Raw genomic sequence first — 19629 nt, forward strand, 5'->3', positions numbered from 1 at the left:
CTAGGCTTCAGGCGGTTGCTCCTGGGGCAGGTACAAGGTAAAGGTTGTGCCCTGGCCCGGGACGCTGTTCACCTGAACATCGCCCCCGGACTGCCTGGCAAAACCGAACACCTGCGACAGCCCGAGCCCGGTGCCTTCACCCGGCGCCTTCGTGGTGAAGAACGGGTCGAAGATGCGCTCCAGCAGTTCGGCGGCAATGCCTACACCGCTGTCGCTCACCGAAATCGCCGCGAACGGGCCCGGCTGTGGCGGCTGGCCGCGCAGGGCGGGCAGGCACTGGTCGGCCTGCAGGCGCAATTGCAAGGTGCCTTCACCGGCCATGGCATCGCGGCCGTTGAGCATCAGGTTGATGACTGCGGTTTCCAGCTGATTGAGATCGGCGCGGATATGGCAAGGCGCCTGCGGCAACTGCAGCTCGACCTGGATCCGCGCACCGGTGGCAGTGTCGAGCATGTCGGCCATGGCCTCCAGCCGTGGCCCTGCCTCGAACACTTGAGGGCTCAGGGCCTGGCGGCGGGCGAAAGCCAGCAACTGGCCGGTCAGCTTGCTACCTCGGTCGACGGTGTCGGACATGGTCTTGAGGTAGCGCTCGCGGCGCTGTGCGTCGAGGTTGGGGCGCTGCAGAAAATGCAGCGACGAGCGAATGATGGTCAGCAGGTTGTTGAAGTCATGGGCCACGCCACCGGTCAGCTGGCCGATGGCTTCGAGCTTCTGGGTCTGGCGCAGCACGGCTTCGGTGTGCAGCAACTGGCTGGTGCGTTCGTCGACGCGCTGTTCGAGGGTGGCGTTCAGCGCCTCTAGTGCGGCCACGGCCTCGCGTACTTCGGCGTGGGCCTGTACCCGCTGGACATGCGCCCAGGAGCGCTCGGTGACTTCGCTGATCAACGCTTGTTCGTAGTGGGTCCACTGACGTGGCGCCTTGTCGTGGATGGCCATCAGCGCGGTCAGCCGGCCCCCTTTGATCAGGGGCATGCAAATCGTCGCGGTAATGCCGATGGCCTGGAAGGTGGCAGCTTCCTCTGCGGACAGCTCGCTCAGGTTGTCCCGGATGACCAGCGGCAGGCCACTGCGCAAGCGGCCGAGCGCCAGCTTGCCGAAGTCCTGCAACTGGTAACGCCCCAGAAGATGCGGCGAGCCGGGCGCCACGGCGTCACCGCAGATGGTAAAACCGTCTTCGTCTGGCTCCATCACCGCGTAGGCGCAACTTGACAGTTGCAGGTGCTCGACCAGCATGCGCGTGGTGATGGCAAGGATCTGGTCCGGGTCGGTAGCATCGGCCACGGCACGGCCCAGGTCGTCGAGGAATTTCAGGCGCTGGTTGGCGAGCACGCTGGCGGTGGTTTCGGTGACGGTATCCAGCATGCCTAGCACCTTGCCATCATGATCGCGGATGGGACTGTAGCAGAAGGTGAACCAGGCCCGTTCGGGGTCGCCGTTGCGGTCGATTACCAGCGGGAAGTCTTCGATGTACACCGCCTCGCCAGCCAGGGCGCGGTTGGCCAAATGGCCGATGTCGGCCCAGGCCTCCTGCCATACGGCGCGGAAGGGGATGCCCAATGCTGAGGGCTTTTGCCCGAGAATTTGCGAGAAAGCGTCGTTGTGCAGGGTGAGCAGGTCAGGGCCCCAAAGCACGGCTTGCGGGAAGCGCGAGGCCAGGCACAGGGCCAGGCTGGTTTTCAGTGGGTCGGGCCAGTGCTGTAGCGGGCCCAGCGGGGTGGCGGCCCAATCGTGGTTGCGGATGCGCTCGGCCATCAGCCCGCCGCCGTCTAGCCATTTTGCCATGTGCTCTGCCGGTCCTTTTGCTTAAGGCCATTAGGGTGCACCGAGAATAGACCCTTGGCGAGGGTTTTGTGTTACGTGTACCGGCCTCTTCGCGGGCTTGCCCGCTCCCACACAGATGGCCACATTGCCAAGCTTTGCGCCGTACAGGTGGGAGCGGGCGGGCCCGCGAAGAGGCCGGTACAGGCTAGCGAATGAAGTGCACCTTGCCAGTGTCGTCATTGCCCATGTAGATGCCATAAACCCCGGCCTGCCGCTCGAGGATATAGCGCTCCAGAATCTGCCGGATTGCCGGGTAGTAGATGTCCCCCCACGGGATCTCGTCCGGCTCGAAGAACCTGTATGTCAGCGTTTCCGCCCCGTATTGCCCGGTTTCCTCGGTGGCGATGGCGCGGAAGATGATGTACACCTCGCTGATCCTGGGGACGCTGAAGATCGAGTACGGCGAGACGATTTCGGCGCGTACGCCGCTTTCTTCCCAGACTTCGCGCAAGGCCGCCTGCTCGGTGGTCTCGCCGGCCTCCATGAACCCGGCCGGCAAGGTCCAGGTACCGGGGCGCGGCGGGATGGCGCGCTGGCACAGCAGGTACTTGCCATCACGTTCGATGATGCAGCCGGCGATGATCTTCGGGTTGATGTAATGGATATAGCCGCAACCGGTGCAGTGCAGGCGTTCGTGGGTGTCGCCTGTGGGAACGCCCCGGGCCAGTTCCGTGGTGCAGTGCGGGCAGTAGCGCGGGGCGTTGGGCATGGTCAGCGACCTATACGTGGTTCCTTCAGGGCCAGGGGCTCGACGATGTCGCGCACCTTGGTATTGTCATCCTGCTTCTGGCGCAGGTAGTCCAGGGCCACCTTGGCGGCGGCGCGGACGTGGTCGACCGAGGCCTGGTGGGCAACCAGCGGATCGCCGCTCTTGATCGCCTCGACGATCTTTTCCATTTCGCGATTGCTGGCGCCGCGGCGGTTCTCCTGCGACACCGAGGTGGCGCGCAGGTAGCTGATGCGCGCCTGCAACTGGCGCAGCTGCTGGGCCGCCACCTGGTTGCCGGAGCCTTCCAGCAGCACATCGTAGAAACCTTGTACCGAATCCAGCACCTGTTGCAGCTCGCCTTCCTCGAGGGCTTCGCGGTTGACCTCCAGCGCGCGTTCCAGGGCACGAATGTCCTTGGCCTTGGCGTTGAGGGTGAACAGCTGCACGATCAGGCCTTCGAGCACGCAGCGCAGCTCGTAGATGTCGCGGGCGTCTTCCAGGGTGATGATGGCCACGCGCGGGCCCTTGGCATCGGCGAATTCCACCAGGCCTTCGGATTCCAGGTGGCGCAGGGCTTCACGCACCGAGGTACGGCTGACCCCGAGGCGGTCGCAAAGGTCGCGTTCGACCAGGCGGTCGCCCGGCAGCAGATGGAAGTTCATGATCGCGGCGCGCAGCTTGTCGAGCACGATTTCGCGCAGGGTAACGGGGTTGCGGTTGACCTTGAAGCTGTCGTCGAGTGGCTGGCGTTTCATCAAGTGCGCTCTTAAAGAGGCTGCCCGGCCGCAACCGCAACAGCACCACGAACCTGGGTGCTCCTTGCGTGGGTTCGAACAGCCCGGTGTTAACGGGTTGACTCCGCATCGGCTTCAGCGAACGCTTCGCGGGCCAGGCGGAAGCTGTCCACCGCCGCGGGCACGCCGCAGTAAATGCCGACCTGGAGCAGGATCTCGCGAATCTGTTCACGGCTCAGGCCATTACGCAAGGCGCCGCGAATGTGCAGCTTGAGCTCGTGGGGCCGGTTGAGCGCGGAAATCATGGCCAAGTTTATCATGCTGCGCTCTTTGAGCGACAAGCCTTCGCGGCCCCAGACGTGGCCCCAGCAGTATTCGGTGACCAGCTCCTGCAGCGGCCGGGTGAAGTCGTCGGCGTTCTGGATCGAGCGGTTGACGTAGTCCTCGCCCAGTACCTGTGTGCGGATCTGCAGGCCTTTTTCGTACTTTTCATTGCTCATGGGCAGTACTCCGGAATAAAACAGGGGACGCAACCGAGGGTGAGACGATAGCGCGGCCCCTAAAAACAGGGTCATCGGCGTTGGCTTCTTCGCGGGCAAGCCCGCGAAGAAGCCAACGCGGTTTATCAGCCCAGGGGCGGCAGGGCACCCAGCTTGCCCTTGTGATAGACCATCGGGGTCACCGGCTCGGCCGGCAGCACCAGGTTCTTCACCGCGCCGACGATGATCGCATGGTCACCGCCGTCATATTCGCGCCACAGCTCGCACTCGATGATCGCCGTGGCCTTGGCCAGCAACGGGTTGCCCAGTTCGCTCAGGTGCCAGTCGATGCCGCGGGCCTTGTCCTTGCCCTTGCCGGCGAAGGCATAGGCCTCGGCAGTCTGGTCGGCGGACAACAGGTGAATCGCGAACTGCTTGCTGTCACGCAGGATCGGATAGGTGTCGGAGGCGTAGTTGGGGCAGAACAGCACCAGTGCCGGGTCGATCGACAGCGCGCTGAACGCGCTGGCGGTGATGCCGACGATGCCACCGTCGGCGTCGAGGGTGGTGACCACCGTGACGCCCGACGGGAAAGAGCCCATCACGTCTTTGTAGATGCCGGGTTCGATCATCTCTTGCTACCTCTTAGCGCATCACAAACGGGTCGGGCATCGGCGCGGTGGACAGGTTGATCCACACGGTCTTCAGCTCGGTATAGGCCAGCACCGAATCGATGCCGCTCTCGCGGCCGTAGCCGCTGTTCTTGAACCCGCCGATCGGTGCCATGGCCGACACGGCACGGTAGGTGTTGACCCAGATGATCCCCGAACGCACATCGCGGGCCAGGCGGTGGGCACGGCCCAGGTCGCGGGTCCAGATGCCGGCGGCCAGGCCGAACTGCGAGTCGTTGGCAATGGCCAGGGCCTCTTCCTCGGTCTTGAAGCGAATTACTGCGGCAACCGGGCCGAACACCTCTTCCTGCATGATGGTCATCGAGTTGCTGTCGCACTCGAACAGGGTCGGCTCGTAGAACCAGCCGTCACCCTCGACCTCGGCGCGCTTGCCGCCCATGTGCAGCTTGGCGCCTTCGGCCTTGGCCGCGGCCACCAGGCCTTCGACAACTGCCAGCTGCTGCGCGGTGGCCATGGGGCCCATCTCGCTGGCGTCGTCTTGCGGGTTGCCGATGCGGATGCGCTTGGCACGGGCGATCAGGCGTTCGACGAACTCATCGAAGATTTCGTCCTGCACCAGCAGGCGCGAGCCGGCCACGCAGCTTTGCCCGGAGGCGGCATAGATGCCGGCCACGGCGCCGTTGATGGCGCTGTCCAGGTCGGCATCGGCGAAGATGATATTCGGCGACTTGCCGCCCAATTCCAGCGACAGCTTGGCGAAGTTTTCGGCGCTGCTTCGTACCACGTGGCGGGCAGTGGCCGCGCCGCCGGTGAAGGCGATCTTGCGCACCAGCGGGTGGCGGGTCAGCGCAGCGCCGGTGCTGGGGCCGTACCCGGTGACCACGTTGACCACACCGGCCGGGAAGCCGGCTTCGAGCGCCAGGCGGGCCAGTTCGAGGATGGTCGCCGAGGCGTGTTCGGACGGCTTGAGCACGATGGTGTTGCCGGCGGCGAGGGCCGGGGCCAGCTTGATTGCGGTGAGGTACAGCGGGCTGTTCCACGGGATGATCCCGGCCACCACACCGATCGGCTCGTGCACGGTGTAGGCGAACAGGTCGGGCTTGTCCAGCGGCAAGGTGCCGCCTTCGAGCTTGTCGGCAAGGCCTGCGGTGTAGTGGAAGAACTCTGGCAGGTAGCCGACCTGGCCGCGGGTTTCGCGGATCAGCTTGCCGTTGTCACGGCTTTCCAGCTGGGCCAGGTGTTCCTTGTTTTCGGCAATCAGGTCACCCAGGCGACGCAGCAGTTTGCCGCGCGCGGTGGCGGTGATGCTGCGCCATGCCTTGCTGTCGAAGGCGCGCTGGGCGGCCTGTACGGCCAGCTCCACATCGGCCTCGTCGGCGTCGGGCAGTTGTGCCCAGGCCTGGGCGGTGGCCGGGTTGAGGCTATCGAAGGTCTTGCCGCTCTGGGCATCGCGCCATTGGCCGTCGATGCACATCTGGAAACGAACGAGGGTCATGCAACAATCCCCTTGGCGGATTCGGTGAGGGTGCGGGCTTGCGCGAGGAAGTCCAGCAGCATCTTGTTGACTTCACGCGGTGCCTCCACTGGCATCATATGTCGTTGCTCGGCGAGGACCACGCTGCGCGCACCAGGAATGCAGGCGGCGAGCTGGCGGGTCATGGCCGGGGTGGAGCCCGAGTCGAGTTCGCCGGTGGCGATCAGCGTCGGCACCTGGATACTGGCCAGGTCGGCGGCGCGGTACATGTCCTGGGTAGCGAACAGCGCATAGGTGGTGTGGTAGCCCTGCGGGTCGTTGCTCGCCAGCACCTGGCGAATGGCGGCGACCTGCGCCGGGTTGGCAGCCTTGTATTCACGGCTGAACCAGCGGTCGAGCGCGGCGTCGACGTTGGCGTCGGGGCCCAACTGCGCAGCCTGGGCGGCGCGGGCGATAACGCCGGCACTCTGCTCGGGGGTGCGGTTGAATACGCTGTTGAGCACTACCAGTGCCGCCAGGCGCTGCGGGTAGCCGAGGGCGAACGCCCGGGCGACCAGGCCGCCCATGGAGAAGCCGATCACGGTGGCTTGCGCGATCTGCAGGTGGTCGAGCAGTTCGGCAAGCTGGGCGGCATAGCCTTCCAGGCCGATGTCGGCGGCTGGCAGCGCGCTCTGGCCGTGGCCGAGCATGTCGTAGGCGATGACGCGGTAGTCGTTGGCCAGGCCAACGAACTGACCGCCCCACATTTCCTTGTTCAGGCCCACGCCGTGGATCAGTACCACGGGTTGGCCCTGACCGACGGACAGGTAGCTGGTGCCAGCGGGTGTGCGTTCAGCGACAGGCTGAATCATGGAGGGCGCTCCTTGAAGGTCGGGCGCGGCGGGTAAGCACGCCACGCCCCGGCCCGTCTTGGTTGTTGTTATTGAGCGTTGGCTTTTTCGGCAGCCAGTTCTTCCAGGTCGATGTAGCGGTTGCCGATGCGCGGGTGCAGGCGGCCGCCGTCGGAGGCGCCAAGGACCACGACGATTTCATCGGCGCGCGGGGCATCTTCGATCTGCATTTCCAGGGTGATGTAGTGCGAACGCAGGCCTTCGTCGTCCTTCTGCATCATCGGGATCTGGATCGAAGTGCCCGGGCCGCCGCGCTTGTTGGTGAAGCTCAGGTAGCTCTTGGCCTGTACCGCTTCGCGGTAGTGGTTGCCGAAGCGCAGGGTGTGAATTACTGCCGAGGCGTGTTCGATTTCGCCGTCGGCGCCGACGACTGCGGCCTTGCCGTAGGCTTCGATCTTGTCGGCGCCGCCGATGGCGGCAGTCAGGCGCTCGACCATCAGGGCCCCCAGGTCCGAGCAGTTGGCACGGATTTCCGGCTTCAGATCTTCAACGAAACCGCGACCGGCCCATGGGTTCTTGATCACGACGGCCAGGCCGACCATGGTCACCGGCTTGTCGGTGGCCTTGCCGCCTTCGATGCGGGTCTCTTCGGAGTAGGTGACGATCTTGCGGATTTCGAAACTCATGGGTGGCTCCTGGTGAGGGTTATCAGCTCTTGTTGTCTGATGGTATACCATAATATTTGTAGTGCAAGAGGTGGCTGGAAATTTCTCTTGCGGGGGGACGAAAGGTGGCCTGATGCCTTGATTTCTCTATTGTCTGCACTGGCCTTTTCGCGGGCTTGCCCGCTCCCACAGGTACAGCGCAGGCCGTGCAAGCTGTGCGGTCCTTGTGGGAGCGGGCAAGCCCGCGAAAAGGCCAGTACAGGCTTCAAAAAAAACCCGCTCGCGCGGGCCACAGGGGCCCACGTGAGCGGGCTGCGTCCCGCAATGGTTCAGGCAATGGGAAATCAGGCGAACGCCGGCACCACTTCCTTGATGAACAGCTCCAGCGATTTTTTCTTCTCGGCGTGGGGCAGGCTGTTGTCGCACCAGAAGCTGAACTCGTCGACGCCGAGCTCCTGGTAGTACTTGATACGCGCGATGATTTCTTCCGGCGTGCCGATCATGGTGTTCTTGCGGATGTTTTCCAGCTCGAACGCCGGCACTTCGGCGAACTTCGATTCCGGGCTGGGCTCGAGGAAACCGTTGACCGGGGTGGTCTTGTTGCCGAACCAGGCATCGAACGTACGGTAGAAGCGCGAGATGGCCTGGGCGCCGACTTTCCAGCCTTCCGGTTCGGCCGGGCTGTGCACGTGGGTATGGCGCAGCACCATCAGCTGCGGGCGTGGCACGCCCGGGTTGTTGTCCAGGGCGGCCTGGAACTTGTTCTTCAGGTCCAGCACTTCCTCGTCACCCTTCATCAACGGGGTGACCATGACGTTGCAGCCGTTGGCCACGGCGAAGTTGTGCGAGTCCGGGTCGCGGGCAGCGATCCACATCGGCGGTGTGGCGTTGAACGGCTTCGGCACGCTGGTGGAAGTGGGGAACTTGTACACTTCGCCATCGTGGGCGTAATCACCTTCCCACAGCTTGCGCACCACCGGTACCATTTCGCGCAGGGCCTTGCCGCCGTCGGTGGCCGGCATGCCACCTGCCATGCGGTCGAATTCGAACTGGTAGGCGCCACGGGCCAGGCCCACTTCCATGCGGCCGTTGCTGATCACGTCGAGCAGGGCGCATTCGCCCGCCACGCGGATCGGGTTCCAGAACGGCGCGATGATGGTACCGGCGCCCAGGCGAATCTTCTCGGTGCGCGCAGCCAGGTAGGCCAGCAGCGGCATCGGGCTTGGCGAAATGGTGTACTCCATGGCGTGGTGTTCGCCGATCCACACGGTGCTGAAACCGCCGTTCTCGGCCATCAGGGTCAGTTCGGTCAGGTCTTCGAACAGCTGGCGGTGGCTGACCTGTTCATCCCAACGTTCCATGTGCACGAACAACGAAAATTTCATGGGGCTTTCCTCAACGCTTGAAAGGGGCTGGCGCCTGGCAGGGGTGGCGCCAGCGGTCTCGATTCAGAACAGGTTTCAGGCAAAGGCCGGCAGGCTGGCCATCTTGCCGCGGCAATACACCATCGGCCGTGGCGCCTCTGCAGGGACGATCAGGTTGTGCACCTTGCCGACCATGATGGCGTGGTCGCCACCCTCATATTCGCGCCACAGTTCGCATTCTATGACCGCGGTGGCACCGGCCAGGATCGGGTTGCCCAGTTCACTCAGGGACCACTCGATGCCGCTGGCCTTGTCCTTGCCCTTCCTGGCGAACGCATAGGCTTCGGCCTGCTGTTCACCGGACAACAAATGAATGGCGAAGCGCTTCTGCCTGATCAGCACGGGGTAGGAATCGGAGGTGTAGTTGGGGCAGAACAGCACCAGCGGCGGGTCCATCGACAGGGAGGAGAAGGCGCTGGCGGTCAGGCCGACGACCGAGCCGTCGTCGTCCAGGGTAGTGATGACGGTAACGCCGGACGGGAAGGAGCCCAGGACGTGCTTGTAGACGGTTGCGTCGATCATCTGGTGTACCTCTATGGGGCTGCGGTGGTCCGCGGTTTTTATCGTTGATGTGTCTGATGGTATACCGTAATACCTATTTTGCAAGCGGAATTTTCAACCCGGGTTTTTCACGATGAACGGCTCAAGGCCTTGTGAACCGTGGCCTTGAGCACTGAGGCGGTTTGTCGCAGGGCTTTCGCAAGCGGATCAGCGGGCGTTTTTTACTGCGGATCAGTGTTGTCAAAAGTTTGGAATACCATAATATGGTCCGCAGCTTAGAGGCCGCCTAGATGCGGTTTCCTTACAACGATAAAAACGACCTTTCGAGCTGAATCCTATGTCCCAACCGTCGTCGCAACACCAGTTTGTCGAGAACCACACGGTCGATTACGTTCCCCCTGCCGAGCGCCACGGAAAGGCGCGCGACCTGTTCACCCTTTGGTTCAGTACCAACATCGCGCCGCTGCCCATCGTCACGGGTGCCATGGTGGTCCAGGTGTTCCACCTGAACCTGTTGTGGGGCCTGGTCGCCATCGTGCTGGGCCATCTGTTCGGGGGCGTGGTTATTGCCCTTGCTTCTGCGCAGGGACCGCAGCTGGGCATTCCGCAAATGGTGCAGAGCCGTGGCCAGTTCGGCCGCTACGGTGCCTTGCTGATCGTGTTCTTCACCGCGCTGATCTATGTCGGCTTCTTCATTTCCAACATCGTCCTGGCGGGCAAGACCATCCACGGCATCACCCCGAGCGTGCCTATGCCGGGCGCGATCGTGATCGGTGCGCTGAGTGCCACCGCCATCGGCGTGATCGGCTACCGTTTCATTCACATTCTCAACCGCATCGGTACCTGGGTGATGGGGTCGGCGCTGCTGGCCGGCTTCATCATGATGTTCGCCCAGGAACTGCCGGCCGACTTCTTCAGCCGTGGCGCGTTCAACCTGTCGGGCTTCATCGCCACCGTGTCGCTGGGCACCATCTGGCAGATCAGCTTCTCGCCGTATACCTCCGACTACTCGCGCTACCTGCCGCGTGAAGTGGGCATTGCCAAACCGTTTTGGGCCACCTACTTCGGCGCTACCCTGGGCACCATCCTGTGCTTCAGCTTTGGTGCGGTGGCGGTGCTGTGCGTGCCGGAAGGTACCGATGCGATGGACGCGGTCAAGCAGGCCACCGGCTGGCTCGGCCCGATCCTGATGGTGCTGTTCCTGCTCAACATCATCAGCCACAACGCCCTCAACCTGTATGGCGCGGTGCTGTCGATCGTGACTGCGATCCAGACCTTCATCGCCGAGTGGACGCCGAGCATCAAGGTGCGGGTGGCGCTGGCTACGGTGATTCTGGTGGGTTGCGGCCTGGTGGCGCTGAATGCCTCGGCGGACTTCATTGGCCAGTTCATCGGGCTGATCCTGGCGCTGCTGCTGGTGCTGGTGCCGTGGGCGTCGATCAACCTGATCGACTTCTACCTGATCAAGAAGGGCCAGTACGACATCGCCTCGATCTTCAGTGCCGATGGCGGCATCTATGGCCGCTTCAACCACCACGCAATCATTGCCTATGCCTGCGGCATCCTGGTGCAGTTGCCGTTTGCCAATACGTCGCTGTATGTGGGGCCGTATGCCAATATCGTCGAAGGGGCTGACCTTTCCTGGCTGTTCGGCTTGCTGGTGACGGTGCCGCTGTATTACTGCCTGGCGACCCGGGGCACGGCTGCCGGGAAGGCGGGGCGGGTTGTGAGTGTCAGTGACTGACAGAAAACTGCTGCAGTAATCGGGGCCGCTCTGCGGCCCTTCGCGGGCGCGCCCGCTCCCACAGGTATCGCTTTGCCCTTGCAGGCGTCACTTATCCTGTGGGAGCGGGCATGCCCGCGAAGGGCCACAAAGTGGCCCCGGCAGTTCAGAGACCATTGCGTCAAGCGATGGCGATCGACGGGTCGGCAGCGGCCAGTGCCAGAGCGCGATCGGCCGCTGGCGGGTAGATCCATACCGAGTTGATCTGGCGCTTGAGGTCTTTGCCTTCCTGGCCATGCAGTTTCAGTTCGCGCTCCCAACCCTCACTGTACGCCGCGCCCCATTCGCCCAGGTCCAGGCAAGTGACGTACTTTGGCTGGCGGTACACCAGCGGCTGCAGGCCGAGCAGGTCGGCCGCGGCGTTGTTGCCGGAGTGACGGCCCATGGGGATAGCGTGCTGGCAGGTCATCAGGGCGTGGTTGCCCAGCTCGTCCACAGCGGCCCAGGCGGTATCGCCCGTGGCGTACACATGGTGCTGGCCCAGCACCTTCAGGTGGTTGTCCACTTTCAGCCGGCCGAAGTTGTCGCGCTCGCCGGCAACCTGTGCTGTCAACGGGCTGGCCTTGACGCCAACGGTCCAGATCACGGTGTTGCTGGCGATATGCTCACCATTGTCCAGGGTAACGCCACCGGCATCGACAGCCACCACCGAAGCCCCGATCTTCCACTCGACCCCGGCCTGTTCGCAGGCGGCAATGATCGACGGCGTGATACCCGCGCCCAGCGCCGCGCCTATTTGCGCACCGCGGTCGACCACCACTACCCGCAGCCCCGCGCTGGCACCTAGGATGGCCCGCAGACGGGCGGGCATTTCCGTAGCGGTTTCAATGCCCGTGAAGCCACCGCCGCAGACCACCACGGTGTTGCGTGCAGGCGAAGCGGGCAGGGCGGCCAGACCGACCAGGTGCTGCTCCAGGCGCATGGCCGATTCCATCTGGTCGACATCGAATGCATGTTCGGCAAGGCCAGGCACCGGTGGGCGTGCGACCTGGCTGCCCGCGGCGAGGATCAGGCGGTCGTAGGCGATCTGTTGCCGGTGCCCCTGGGCGTCGGTGTAACTGACGCTGCGCCCTTCGGTATCGATATTGTCGGCGTTACCCGGGATGAAATGAATGCCCACGGCTTCGAACAGCTCCCCCACCGGGGCCTTCATGCCGTGCACGTCGGGCTCGTAGAAGCGCGGGCGAATGCGCAGTTCAGGCTGCGGAGCGAGGACGCTGATGCTGATGTCGGCGCGCTGGGCCTGATCGAGCAGGCGCGCAGCGCTCAGGGCGCTCCATACACCGGCAAAGCCGGCACCGATGATGAGGATGTTCGTTTTCATGAAGGTGCTCCGCATGGTTCGAAAGGGGCTTCGAGGGCGGGTTGTGTGCCTCTCGAATAACTACGACTGTATTGATCGTAGTTTGTGTGCGCAAGTCTTTTTTCAAGCAGGGCGACTCTCGGCACCGCCGCTTTCTGGCCGGAGTAGCCGTATTTGTTGGGATAAATGGACAAAACAGATCGACCGGCGGCGGCAATGCGCTTTGCGGTGCAGGTACCAGGGGCGTATCATTTGCGACAAGATTGGTCGGAGATAGATATGTCGCTCTACAGTGCTGGCGTCGAATACGGTATCCATTGCCTGCTGTTTCTGGTGGACGAGCGCGGCGAATCGCGCGAGTCCAGCGTGCGCGACCTGGCGGAGTTGCAAGGAGTGCCCCAGGAGTACCTGGCCAAGGTCTTCACCAAGCTGGCCCGTGCCGGGCTGGTGGCTGCCACCGAGGGCGTGCGCGGTGGCTTCCGGCTGGCGCGGCCTTCGGATGAAATCACAGTGCTGGATATCGTCAATGCCATCGACGGCCCGAAGAAGATCTTCGATTGCCGCGAAGTTCGCGAGCGCTGCAGCCTGTTCGAGGGTTCACCGCCGGGTTGGGCGACCGAGGGCACCTGCGCGATCCATGCAGTGATGCTGGGTGCGCAGAAGCGCATGGAAGAGGCCCTGGCGCAGCAGACCATCCTTGACCTGGTGCGGCGGTTCGGGCGCAAGGCGCCGGCCGAATTCGGGGAGAAGGTCAATGCCTGGATGGGTGAGCGGCGGGAGGGTAAAGGGGCCGGGGATATTCCGGTCATTCAGGAATGAATCCGTTGTCTGTGCCGGCCTTTTCGCGGGCTTGCCCGCTCCCACAGGAATCGCGCAATTGCTGAAATCTGTGGGGTACCTGTGGGAGCGGGCGAGCCCGCGAAAAAGCCGATACAGAGATAACGCGTTCAGCGCCCTTCATGCTGCCGCCGATATGCCCCCGGCTGCACCCCCACCGCTTTGGCAAACGCCCGGGTAAACGCCGCTACTGATTGATACCCCACCTGCGCCCCCACCTGCTCCACGGTATGCCCCGCCTGCAGCAACTGGCTGGCATGGCGCATGCGCAACGCCAGCAGTACTTGCCCAGGCGACTGTCCGGCCAGTTCATTGAACCGCTTGAAAAACGCCGAGCGCGACAACCCGGTGCAGGCGGCCATGCTTTCCAGCGTCCACGCGTGCCCCGGTTGCTCGATCAACCGTTCCAGCAGCCCGGCAAACGCCGGTTGCCGGGCGAGGGCGACCAGCCCGCCCAATGACTGCCCGGCATGCACCTGCTGGCGGAGCACATACAGGAACAACAAGTGCGTCAGCCGCTCCAGCAACGTCTGTGACGGCCCGGCGGCGCGCCGGCATTCCTCCAGGATCAGCTCGAACAACGCCCGCGCTGCATGGCCGGCCGGTTCATCGGCGCGCAACAGAATCCAGTCGGCCAGGCCGTCAACGATCAGCGCCGACAAGCCCGGCCTGAAGTGGAAGAAACCACATACCAGCCCCACGCCATCGATCGCGTCGGCGTCCAGGGCCTGCATGTGCTGGCGCGGCTGGGTGCAGGCGCTGGCCGGGTCCTGGTCGCTGGCCAGGCGATAGCCGAGGTCGCGCAACAGGAACACCGCATCGCCGGCCTTCAGGCGCACTGCCTTGGGCTGGCCATCGATGTGTAGCCAGCAATGCCCCTGTACCACCAGGTGGAAGCTGGCCCGGCCCATGCCTTGTGTGCTGGCGTGCCAGCCACCACAGTAGCGGCCCACATGGAACAGACTGGCATCGAGCTCCAGGCCTTCTAATAACCAATCGACAAGATGGCTGGACGAAATCATCTAATGCAAAGACTCAAGAGCAAGGAAAGGCGACTGATGAATATGGAGGGTAATTCTTATAACCAACAGACTGTAGTGATACCCATCAAAGGAGACCACTACATGTCCTCGCGTATTACTTTACACACGCTGCAGAGTGCCCCGGAAGCGGCCCGCCCGTTCCTCGAGAACGCCCAGAAGAATTCCGGCTTCATCCCCAACCTGCTGGGCGTGCTGGCCAATGCCCCGGCGGCACTGGAAACCTACGTGACCGTTTCGGCACTCAACGGCAAATCCGAACTGAGCCTGGCCGAACGTGAAGTGGTGCAGTTGATTGCCGCCACCCAGCATGGCTGCGACTTCTGCGTGGCCGGCCACACGGCCGTGGCCCTGAACAAGGCCAAGCTGCCGCAGGAGGTGGTCGATGCCTTGCGTGCCCGTGGCGAGCTGCCCGACGCCCGATACGAAACCCTGGCCGCGTTCGCCCGCGAAGTCATCGCCACCCGTGGCAATGTCAGCGATGCCAATTACCAGGCCTTCCGCGCGGCCGGCTTCACTGAAGGTAACGCTCTGGAGGTGATTCTGGGCGTGAGCCTCGCAACCCTGTGCAACTTTGCTAATGTGTTCGCCCAGACGCCGCTCAATGACGAGCTTGGCAAGTACCGCTGGCAGCCTTCTGCCTAGCGCGTGTATGACAGCGGCCATGATGCGGTCGTTGTAGGAGCGGCCTTGTGCCGCGAACGGGCCGCACAGCGGCCCCGGCGTCCCAAAAGGAGCAAGACCATGCAAGATTGTGCATTTCGACACTGGCTGGATGCCAATGCCGAGGCCATTGACCGCGGCCATTGCGAGCCGCAGCTGGTACTGTCGCAAATCGCCGAATCGCAGCTGTTGCGCGTCGGTGTCGACCCGGCCCAGGGCGGCACGGGCGGGCAAGTGACCGACGCGGTCGAGGCTATTGCCGCAATCGCCAGCCGCTCGCTGGCAGCGGCGTTTGTCTGCTGGGGCCAGCGCGCCTTCATCGAATACCTGTTGCACAGCCCCAACCAGCCCCTGCGCGAGCGCCTGCTGCCGCGCCTGCTGACTGGCGAACTGGCCGGTGCCACCGGGCTTTCCAACGCCATGAAGTTCCTCTCCGGCATCGAGGCCCTGCAGGTGCGCGGCCGCCCGGCAGCCGATGGCTGGCAGCTGGAAGGGCGCCTGCACTGGGTGACCAACCTGCGCAAAAGCGGTTTCGTGGTGGCTGCGGCCATCGAAGACGAAGGCGGTGGCGCCCCGTTCGTGCTGGCCATTCCGTCCGACGCACAGGGCCTGGAGCGCTCCGACGACCTGCAACTGATGGGGCTGCAATCGAGCAACACTGCGGCACTGGCCTTCCACCAGGTGCAATTGCAGCGTGGCTGGTTGCTGCATGAAAATGCCCGCGAGTTCCTTCCCCGGGTACGCCCGGCTTTTCTGGCGCTGCAGTGCGGCATGGCCATTGGCCTGGCGCGGCGGGCACTGGCGGAAGTGCAGGCACACCTGCATGGCCGTGCCTCGTTCCTCGACGAAGCCTGCCAGGTGCTCAGCGAGCGCCTTGAAAACACCGTGAGCGAGCTCAAGCAGGGCCTGCTCGATGGCCGCTTCCAGCAGCAACCGGCAGCCTTGTTCAAGCTGCGCATCACCCTGGCCGAAAGCGCTGCCGACGCCGTACAGCTGGAGTTGCAGGCCAGTGGTGGCAAGGCCTACCTCAGCGAGTACGGTGAAGGCTTTGCCCGCCGCTGGCGCGAGTCGGCCTTTGTCCCGATCGTCACGCCCAGCCTGGTGCAACTGCGCGCCGAACTGCAACGCCAGGCGGGCGCGGCATGAGCTCAGTGTTGCTCGAAGCCCGCGACATCAGCCTGGGCTACCCGCGCGAGGGTGGCTGGCAGGCGGTGCTGGCGCAGTTCGACCTGCAGCTGGCCCCCGGCGAAGTGGTGACCATCCTCGGCCCCAGCGGGGTCGGCAAGTCCAGCCTGCTGCGGGTACTGGCCGGCCTGCAGCAGCCCCGTGGTGGCAGCGTGACCCTGCACGGCCAGCCGTTGCAAGGGCCGCACCCACGCCTGGCGGTGGCCTTCCAGGACCCGAGCCTGTTGCCCTGGTTGAACCTGGAGAAGAACGTCGCCTTCGGCCTGGACTTCGCCCGCCAGCCAAAACTTGCCGCTGCCGAACGGCGCGCGCGCATCGACCATGCGATTGCCGCCGTGGGCCTGGCCCATGCCCGCGGCCAGTACCCGGCGCAGTTGTCCGGTGGCATGGCCCAGCGCACCGCGCTGGCGCGCTGCCTGGCCCGCCAGCCCGAAGTGCTGTTGCTCGACGAGCCGTTCGGCGCGCTGGATGAAGTGACCCGGGCCGACATGCAGCAACTGCTGCTGCAACTGATCGCCACCCACAACACGGCGGCGGTATTGATCACCCACGATATCGACGAAGCCCTGCTGCTGTCCGACCGGGTACTGCTACTGGGCAACCACCCAGCGCACACCCTCGGCCAGTGGCACATCGACCTGCCGCAACCACGGACGCAGCGGGTCGAGGAGCTGGGCGTCTTGCGCATCGAAATCCTCAAAACCCTTCGGCGGGCAAGCCGCACAGTCGAACCTACCCTAACCCCGTTGCCCTCGGAGGCTGTCCATGTGCATGGATGACTGCTGTTCTTCTTCGCGTCGCGATTTCCTCAAGCTTGGCGCCATGCTCACGGCCGCCGGTGCGCTGCCGTTGCTGTCGAGCCTGCAGGCCCGTGCCGCCGCCGAGCCGGACGCGCCGGTGCGTATCGGCTATCTGCCTATCACCGATGCCACGCCGCTGCTGGTGGCGCACAACAATGGCCTGTTCGAGGCCGAGGGCATCAAGGCCGAGCGCCCGGTGCTGCTGCGCAGCTGGGCCCAGGTGATCGAGGCGTTCATCTCCGGCCAGGTCAACGTCATTCACCTGCTGTCGCCGATGACCGTATGGGCCCGCTACGGCAGCAAGGTGCCGGCCAAGGTGGTGGCGTGGAACCACGTGGGTGGTTCCGGCCTGACCGTGGCCCCGGACATCAGCGACATGAAACAGCTCGGTGGCAAGACCGTGGCCATCCCGTTCTGGTACTCCATCCATAACGTGGTGCTGCAACAGATGCTCAACGACAACGGCCTGACCCCGGTGTCGAAGCCGGCCAATGCGCCACTGGCCAGCAACGAAGTCAACGCTGCTGGTGTTGCCGCCATCCGACATGCCGCCAGCGCTGGCCAGCAAGCGCATCGCAGGCTATATCGTCGCCGAGCCATTCAACGCCCTGGCCGAGAACCTCAAGGTCGGCCGCGTGCAGCGCTTTACCGGCGATGTTTGGCGCAACCACGCCTGCTGCGTGGTGTTCATGCACGAGCACGACCTGAACAACCGCCCGGAGTGGTCGCAGAAGGTAGTCAACGCCATCGTCAAGGCCCAGCACTGGACCCGTGACCACCGCGCCGAGGCCGCCGCGTTGTTGTCCAAGGCCGGCCCCAACAAGTACACACCGCACGAGCCAGCGGTTCTCGGCAAAGTGCTGGCCCCGGCCGCCGAGGACCGTGCCGGTTACATTGCCAGTGGTGCCATTCGCCACCAGCAGTGGGACGAAAAGCGCATCGATTTCCAGCCTTACCCGTTCCCCAGCTACACCGAAGAACTGGTCAAGCGCCTGAAAACCACCCTGATCGAGGGCGACCACGCTTTCCTGGCCGGCCTGGACCCGGCACAGACCGCTCGCGACCTGGTCGACGACCGCTTCGTGCGCAATGCCATCGCCAGCGTTGGCGGGCCGTCGGTGTTCGGCATCGCCGATAACTTCGAGCGTAGCGAGGAGTTCGCGGTCTGATGCGCAAGCATGTCGTTCATGCCGGCCTGGGGCTGGCCGGTTTGCTGGGTTTGTTGCTGTTGTGGTGGGCCGGTGTCGCGCTGTTTGGCCAGGCCGATGGCCTGTCTGCGCGCTTTTCCCCGGCAGCGACCCTGGCCAGCCTGGTCGAGTTGCTGGGGCAGGGCGAGGTGTACGGGCATATCTGGGTCAGCCTCAAGCGTATCCTGATCGGGCTGCTGCTGGCGCTGCTGGTCGGCGTGCCGCTGGGCTTGCTGGTGGGCAGCTACCGGCACCTGGAGGCGGCTACCACGCCGGCGTTCCAGTTTCTGCGCATGATCTCGCCGCTGTCGTGGATGCCGGTGGTGGTGATGCTGATGGGCGTGGGTGACCAGCCAATCTACTTCCTGTTGGCATTCGCCGCATTGTGGCCGATCTTGCTGAACACGGCGGCCGGGGTAAGGCAGCTGGACCCGCGCTGGTTGCAGTTGAGCCGCAGTTTGAGTGCCACGCGTTGGGAAACCTTGTGCAAGGTGATCGTGCCCGGGGTGATCGGCCATGTGCTGACCGGCGTGCGCCTGGCCATCGGTATTCTGTGGATCGTGCTGGTGCCGTGCGAAATGCTGGGGGTTAGCGCGGGGCTGGGGTACTTCATTCTCGACACCCGCGACCGGCTGGCGTATTCCGAGCTGATGGCAATGGTGCTGCTGATCGGGGTACTGGGGTTTGTGCTCGATGCCCTGGCGCGTGGGCTGCATCGGCGCTGGGTGCATGGCTGAAGGGCCAGTGGGGCTTGTTCGCGGGCTTGCCCGCTCCCACAGGTATCCTGGCGATACCCCTGTGGGAGCGGGCGAGCCCGCGAACAGGCCCTTGGATCAATGCACGAGCTTGCGCTGCCGTACACATTCCTGCGCCTGAGCGGTCAGTTCGTCCAGCCGCTCATCCCGCATCTGTTCTGCTTCGATCATCGCATCCTCACCCTGCTGGTTGAGCAGGTAGGTATGGATCTGCATCACTTCCGCCGTCTGGTAGATCGGCGCAATGTCCAGCCGCCCGATCAGCGCGCCGCTAGCCTGCCCGGTACTGCTCATCAATACTTGCGGCCCATTGGCGGCCACCACCTGCATGCCCATCGCCTCGAACCACGGTACCTGGCTGGCAAAGGCATTCAGTTCGACGCAGGCATGGCGTGCCTGCAGGTCGCCCAGCAGTGCGCGGGCGATGCCTTGGCGACGATGGCTGGCGCGCACGGCCAGGAACGCCAGGGCGCACGCTTGTTCATCGTCCTCGGCGGGCAGTGACAGGGCAAAACCCAGCAACTGGTCCGGCGCCTCGGCATCCAGCGCAAGGGTCAGCGTCACGGCCAGGCCGCGGGTGCCGTCCAGCGCTTGCAGGTACTGGTGCACCTCCATGCCGACGCCGTACTGGTACAGCGGGTACAGCCGGTTGTCGGCGCTGATGGCGACACTGCTCAGTTCGCCGACGTGGTGGATCACCAGTTCGCGGATCTGGTTCTGGAAAGATTCAGGCGGCACGCTGTCGAGGCGGCTCAGGATGAACATCGGGGGGCGGGCTCCGGCGGGTAGAAGGACGGCCCGCGCCAT

The 19629-nt window shown here is 64.2% G+C and carries 19 protein-coding genes and 1 pseudogene; 7 read left to right on the plus strand and 13 right to left on the minus strand.

Going from position 1 to position 19629, the window contains the following annotated elements; translation table 11 throughout:
* From QIY50_21600 to QIY50_21645, 10 genes are all read right to left on the minus strand, one after another.
* A complete protein-coding gene (locus tag QIY50_21600) occupies positions 1-1782 on the minus strand; it encodes an ATP-binding protein (protein WGV19879.1) in 1782 nt (593 codons plus the stop codon).
* A gap of 184 nt (positions 1783-1966) precedes the next feature.
* Positions 1967-2530 (minus strand): NUDIX hydrolase, encoded by a 564-nt coding sequence (locus tag QIY50_21605; protein ID WGV19880.1) that lies wholly within the window; start codon positions 2528-2530, stop codon positions 1967-1969.
* A gap of 2 nt (positions 2531-2532) precedes the next feature.
* Positions 2533-3285 carry a GntR family transcriptional regulator gene (locus QIY50_21610; GenBank protein WGV19881.1) on the minus strand — a complete coding sequence of 251 codons (753 nt, stop codon included), beginning with the start codon at positions 3283-3285 and terminating at the stop codon, positions 2533-2535.
* Positions 3286-3374: 89 nt separating this feature from the next.
* The gene (locus QIY50_21615) at positions 3375-3764 is read right to left on the minus strand and encodes a carboxymuconolactone decarboxylase family protein (protein WGV19882.1); all 390 of its coding nucleotides are present in this window, start codon (positions 3762-3764) and stop codon (positions 3375-3377) included.
* A gap of 125 nt (positions 3765-3889) precedes the next feature.
* Positions 3890-4375, minus strand: a complete 486-nt coding sequence (locus QIY50_21620; protein ID WGV19883.1) for a flavin reductase family protein — start codon at positions 4373-4375, stop codon at positions 3890-3892.
* Between the two features lie 13 nt (positions 4376-4388).
* Positions 4389-5870 carry an aldehyde dehydrogenase gene (locus QIY50_21625; GenBank protein WGV19884.1) on the minus strand — a complete coding sequence of 494 codons (1482 nt, stop codon included), beginning with the start codon at positions 5868-5870 and terminating at the stop codon, positions 4389-4391.
* Positions 5867-6700: an alpha/beta fold hydrolase gene (locus QIY50_21630; GenBank protein WGV19885.1), complete on the minus strand. Its 834-nt coding sequence runs from the start codon at positions 6698-6700 to the stop codon at positions 5867-5869. The genes QIY50_21625 and QIY50_21630 overlap by 4 nt, the downstream gene beginning before the upstream one ends.
* 68 nt (positions 6701-6768) lie before the next feature.
* Positions 6769-7365 carry an amino acid synthesis family protein gene (locus QIY50_21635; GenBank protein ID WGV19886.1) on the minus strand — a complete coding sequence of 199 codons (597 nt, stop codon included), beginning with the start codon at positions 7363-7365 and terminating at the stop codon, positions 6769-6771.
* 323 nt (positions 7366-7688) lie between these two features.
* Positions 7689-8729 (minus strand): LLM class flavin-dependent oxidoreductase, encoded by a 1041-nt coding sequence (locus QIY50_21640; protein WGV19887.1) that lies wholly within the window; start codon positions 8727-8729, stop codon positions 7689-7691.
* Between the two features lie 75 nt (positions 8730-8804).
* Positions 8805-9290: a flavin reductase family protein gene (locus tag QIY50_21645; GenBank protein WGV19888.1), complete on the minus strand. Its 486-nt coding sequence runs from the start codon at positions 9288-9290 to the stop codon at positions 8805-8807.
* Between the two features lie 316 nt (positions 9291-9606).
* Here QIY50_21645 and QIY50_21650 point away from each other — a divergent pair, with 316 nt between their 5' ends.
* Positions 9607-11013 (plus strand): cytosine permease, encoded by a 1407-nt coding sequence (locus QIY50_21650; GenBank protein WGV19889.1) that lies wholly within the window; start codon positions 9607-9609, stop codon positions 11011-11013.
* A gap of 160 nt (positions 11014-11173) precedes the next feature.
* On the opposite strand, the gene QIY50_21655 is transcribed toward QIY50_21650, so the two are convergent.
* Positions 11174-12376, minus strand: a complete 1203-nt coding sequence (locus QIY50_21655; GenBank protein ID WGV19890.1) for an NAD(P)/FAD-dependent oxidoreductase — start codon at positions 12374-12376, stop codon at positions 11174-11176.
* Positions 12377-12634: 258 nt separating this feature from the next.
* Here QIY50_21655 and QIY50_21660 point away from each other — a divergent pair, with 258 nt between their 5' ends.
* Complete coding sequence (locus QIY50_21660) at positions 12635-13174, plus strand: Rrf2 family transcriptional regulator (protein WGV19891.1); 540 nt, start codon at positions 12635-12637, stop codon at positions 13172-13174.
* Between the two features lie 128 nt (positions 13175-13302).
* Here QIY50_21660 and QIY50_21665 read toward each other — a convergent pair whose 3' ends face one another.
* Positions 13303-14214: an AraC family transcriptional regulator gene (locus QIY50_21665; protein ID WGV19892.1), complete on the minus strand. Its 912-nt coding sequence runs from the start codon at positions 14212-14214 to the stop codon at positions 13303-13305.
* A 102-nt stretch (positions 14215-14316) separates the two neighbouring features.
* Between QIY50_21665 and QIY50_21670 the strand changes: the two genes are divergently transcribed.
* The 5 genes and pseudogenes from QIY50_21670 (at position 14317) to QIY50_21690 (ending at position 18804) form a co-directional block, all read left to right on the plus strand.
* Positions 14317-14877 (plus strand): carboxymuconolactone decarboxylase family protein, encoded by a 561-nt coding sequence (locus tag QIY50_21670; protein ID WGV19893.1) that lies wholly within the window; start codon positions 14317-14319, stop codon positions 14875-14877.
* Between the two features lie 99 nt (positions 14878-14976).
* A complete protein-coding gene (locus QIY50_21675; GenBank protein WGV19894.1) occupies positions 14977-16041 on the plus strand; it encodes an acyl-CoA dehydrogenase family protein in 1065 nt (354 codons plus the stop codon).
* On the plus strand, positions 16038-16859 hold the full coding sequence (locus QIY50_21680) for an ABC transporter ATP-binding protein (GenBank protein WGV19895.1): 822 nt from the start codon (positions 16038-16040) through the stop codon (positions 16857-16859). The genes QIY50_21675 and QIY50_21680 overlap by 4 nt, the downstream gene beginning before the upstream one ends.
* Positions 16846-18049 (plus strand): annotated as a pseudogene (locus QIY50_21685) (ABC transporter substrate-binding protein). The gene QIY50_21680 and the pseudogene QIY50_21685 overlap by 14 nt, the downstream one beginning before the upstream one ends.
* Positions 18049-18804, plus strand: a complete 756-nt coding sequence (locus tag QIY50_21690) for an ABC transporter permease (protein ID WGV19896.1) — start codon at positions 18049-18051, stop codon at positions 18802-18804. The pseudogene QIY50_21685 and the gene QIY50_21690 overlap by 1 nt, the downstream one beginning before the upstream one ends.
* Positions 18805-18900: 96 nt before the next feature.
* Here the strand turns inward: QIY50_21690 and QIY50_21695 are convergent, their stop codons facing one another.
* Entirely contained in the window at positions 18901-19587 is a 687-nt protein-coding gene (locus tag QIY50_21695; protein ID WGV19897.1) for a GNAT family N-acetyltransferase, read from the minus strand.
* Positions 19588-19629 lie beyond the last annotated feature (42 nt).

The sequence above is a fragment of the Pseudomonas putida genome (assembly GCA_029953615.1).
In the GTDB taxonomy this organism is placed as follows: Bacteria; Pseudomonadota; Gammaproteobacteria; order Pseudomonadales; family Pseudomonadaceae; genus Aquipseudomonas.

Coding starts and splice junctions, on each gene's coding strand:
- QIY50_21600 (WGV19879.1), bottom strand. CDS start 1,782: ATGGCAAAATGGCTAGACGGCGGCGGGCTGATGGCCGAGCGCATCCGC.
- QIY50_21605 (WGV19880.1), bottom strand. CDS start 2,530: ATGCCCAACGCCCCGCGCTACTGCCCGCACTGCACCACGGAACTGGCC.
- QIY50_21610 (WGV19881.1), bottom strand. CDS start 3,285: ATGAAACGCCAGCCACTCGACGACAGCTTCAAGGTCAACCGCAACCCC.
- QIY50_21615 (WGV19882.1), bottom strand. CDS start 3,764: ATGAGCAATGAAAAGTACGAAAAAGGCCTGCAGATCCGCACACAGGTA.
- QIY50_21620 (WGV19883.1), bottom strand. CDS start 4,375: ATGATCGAACCCGGCATCTACAAAGACGTGATGGGCTCTTTCCCGTCG.
- QIY50_21625 (WGV19884.1), bottom strand. CDS start 5,870: ATGACCCTCGTTCGTTTCCAGATGTGCATCGACGGCCAATGGCGCGAT.
- QIY50_21630 (WGV19885.1), bottom strand. CDS start 6,700: ATGATTCAGCCTGTCGCTGAACGCACACCCGCTGGCACCAGCTACCTG.
- QIY50_21635 (WGV19886.1), bottom strand. CDS start 7,365: ATGAGTTTCGAAATCCGCAAGATCGTCACCTACTCCGAAGAGACCCGC.
- QIY50_21640 (WGV19887.1), bottom strand. CDS start 8,729: ATGAAATTTTCGTTGTTCGTGCACATGGAACGTTGGGATGAACAGGTC.
- QIY50_21645 (WGV19888.1), bottom strand. CDS start 9,290: ATGATCGACGCAACCGTCTACAAGCACGTCCTGGGCTCCTTCCCGTCC.
- QIY50_21650 (WGV19889.1), top strand. CDS start 9,607: ATGTCCCAACCGTCGTCGCAACACCAGTTTGTCGAGAACCACACGGTC.
- QIY50_21655 (WGV19890.1), bottom strand. CDS start 12,376: ATGAAAACGAACATCCTCATCATCGGTGCCGGCTTTGCCGGTGTATGG.
- QIY50_21660 (WGV19891.1), top strand. CDS start 12,635: ATGTCGCTCTACAGTGCTGGCGTCGAATACGGTATCCATTGCCTGCTG.
- QIY50_21665 (WGV19892.1), bottom strand. CDS start 14,214: ATGATTTCGTCCAGCCATCTTGTCGATTGGTTATTAGAAGGCCTGGAG.
- QIY50_21670 (WGV19893.1), top strand. CDS start 14,317: ATGTCCTCGCGTATTACTTTACACACGCTGCAGAGTGCCCCGGAAGCG.
- QIY50_21675 (WGV19894.1), top strand. CDS start 14,977: ATGCAAGATTGTGCATTTCGACACTGGCTGGATGCCAATGCCGAGGCC.
- QIY50_21680 (WGV19895.1), top strand. CDS start 16,038: ATGAGCTCAGTGTTGCTCGAAGCCCGCGACATCAGCCTGGGCTACCCG.
- QIY50_21690 (WGV19896.1), top strand. CDS start 18,049: ATGCGCAAGCATGTCGTTCATGCCGGCCTGGGGCTGGCCGGTTTGCTG.
- QIY50_21695 (WGV19897.1), bottom strand. CDS start 19,587: ATGTTCATCCTGAGCCGCCTCGACAGCGTGCCGCCTGAATCTTTCCAG.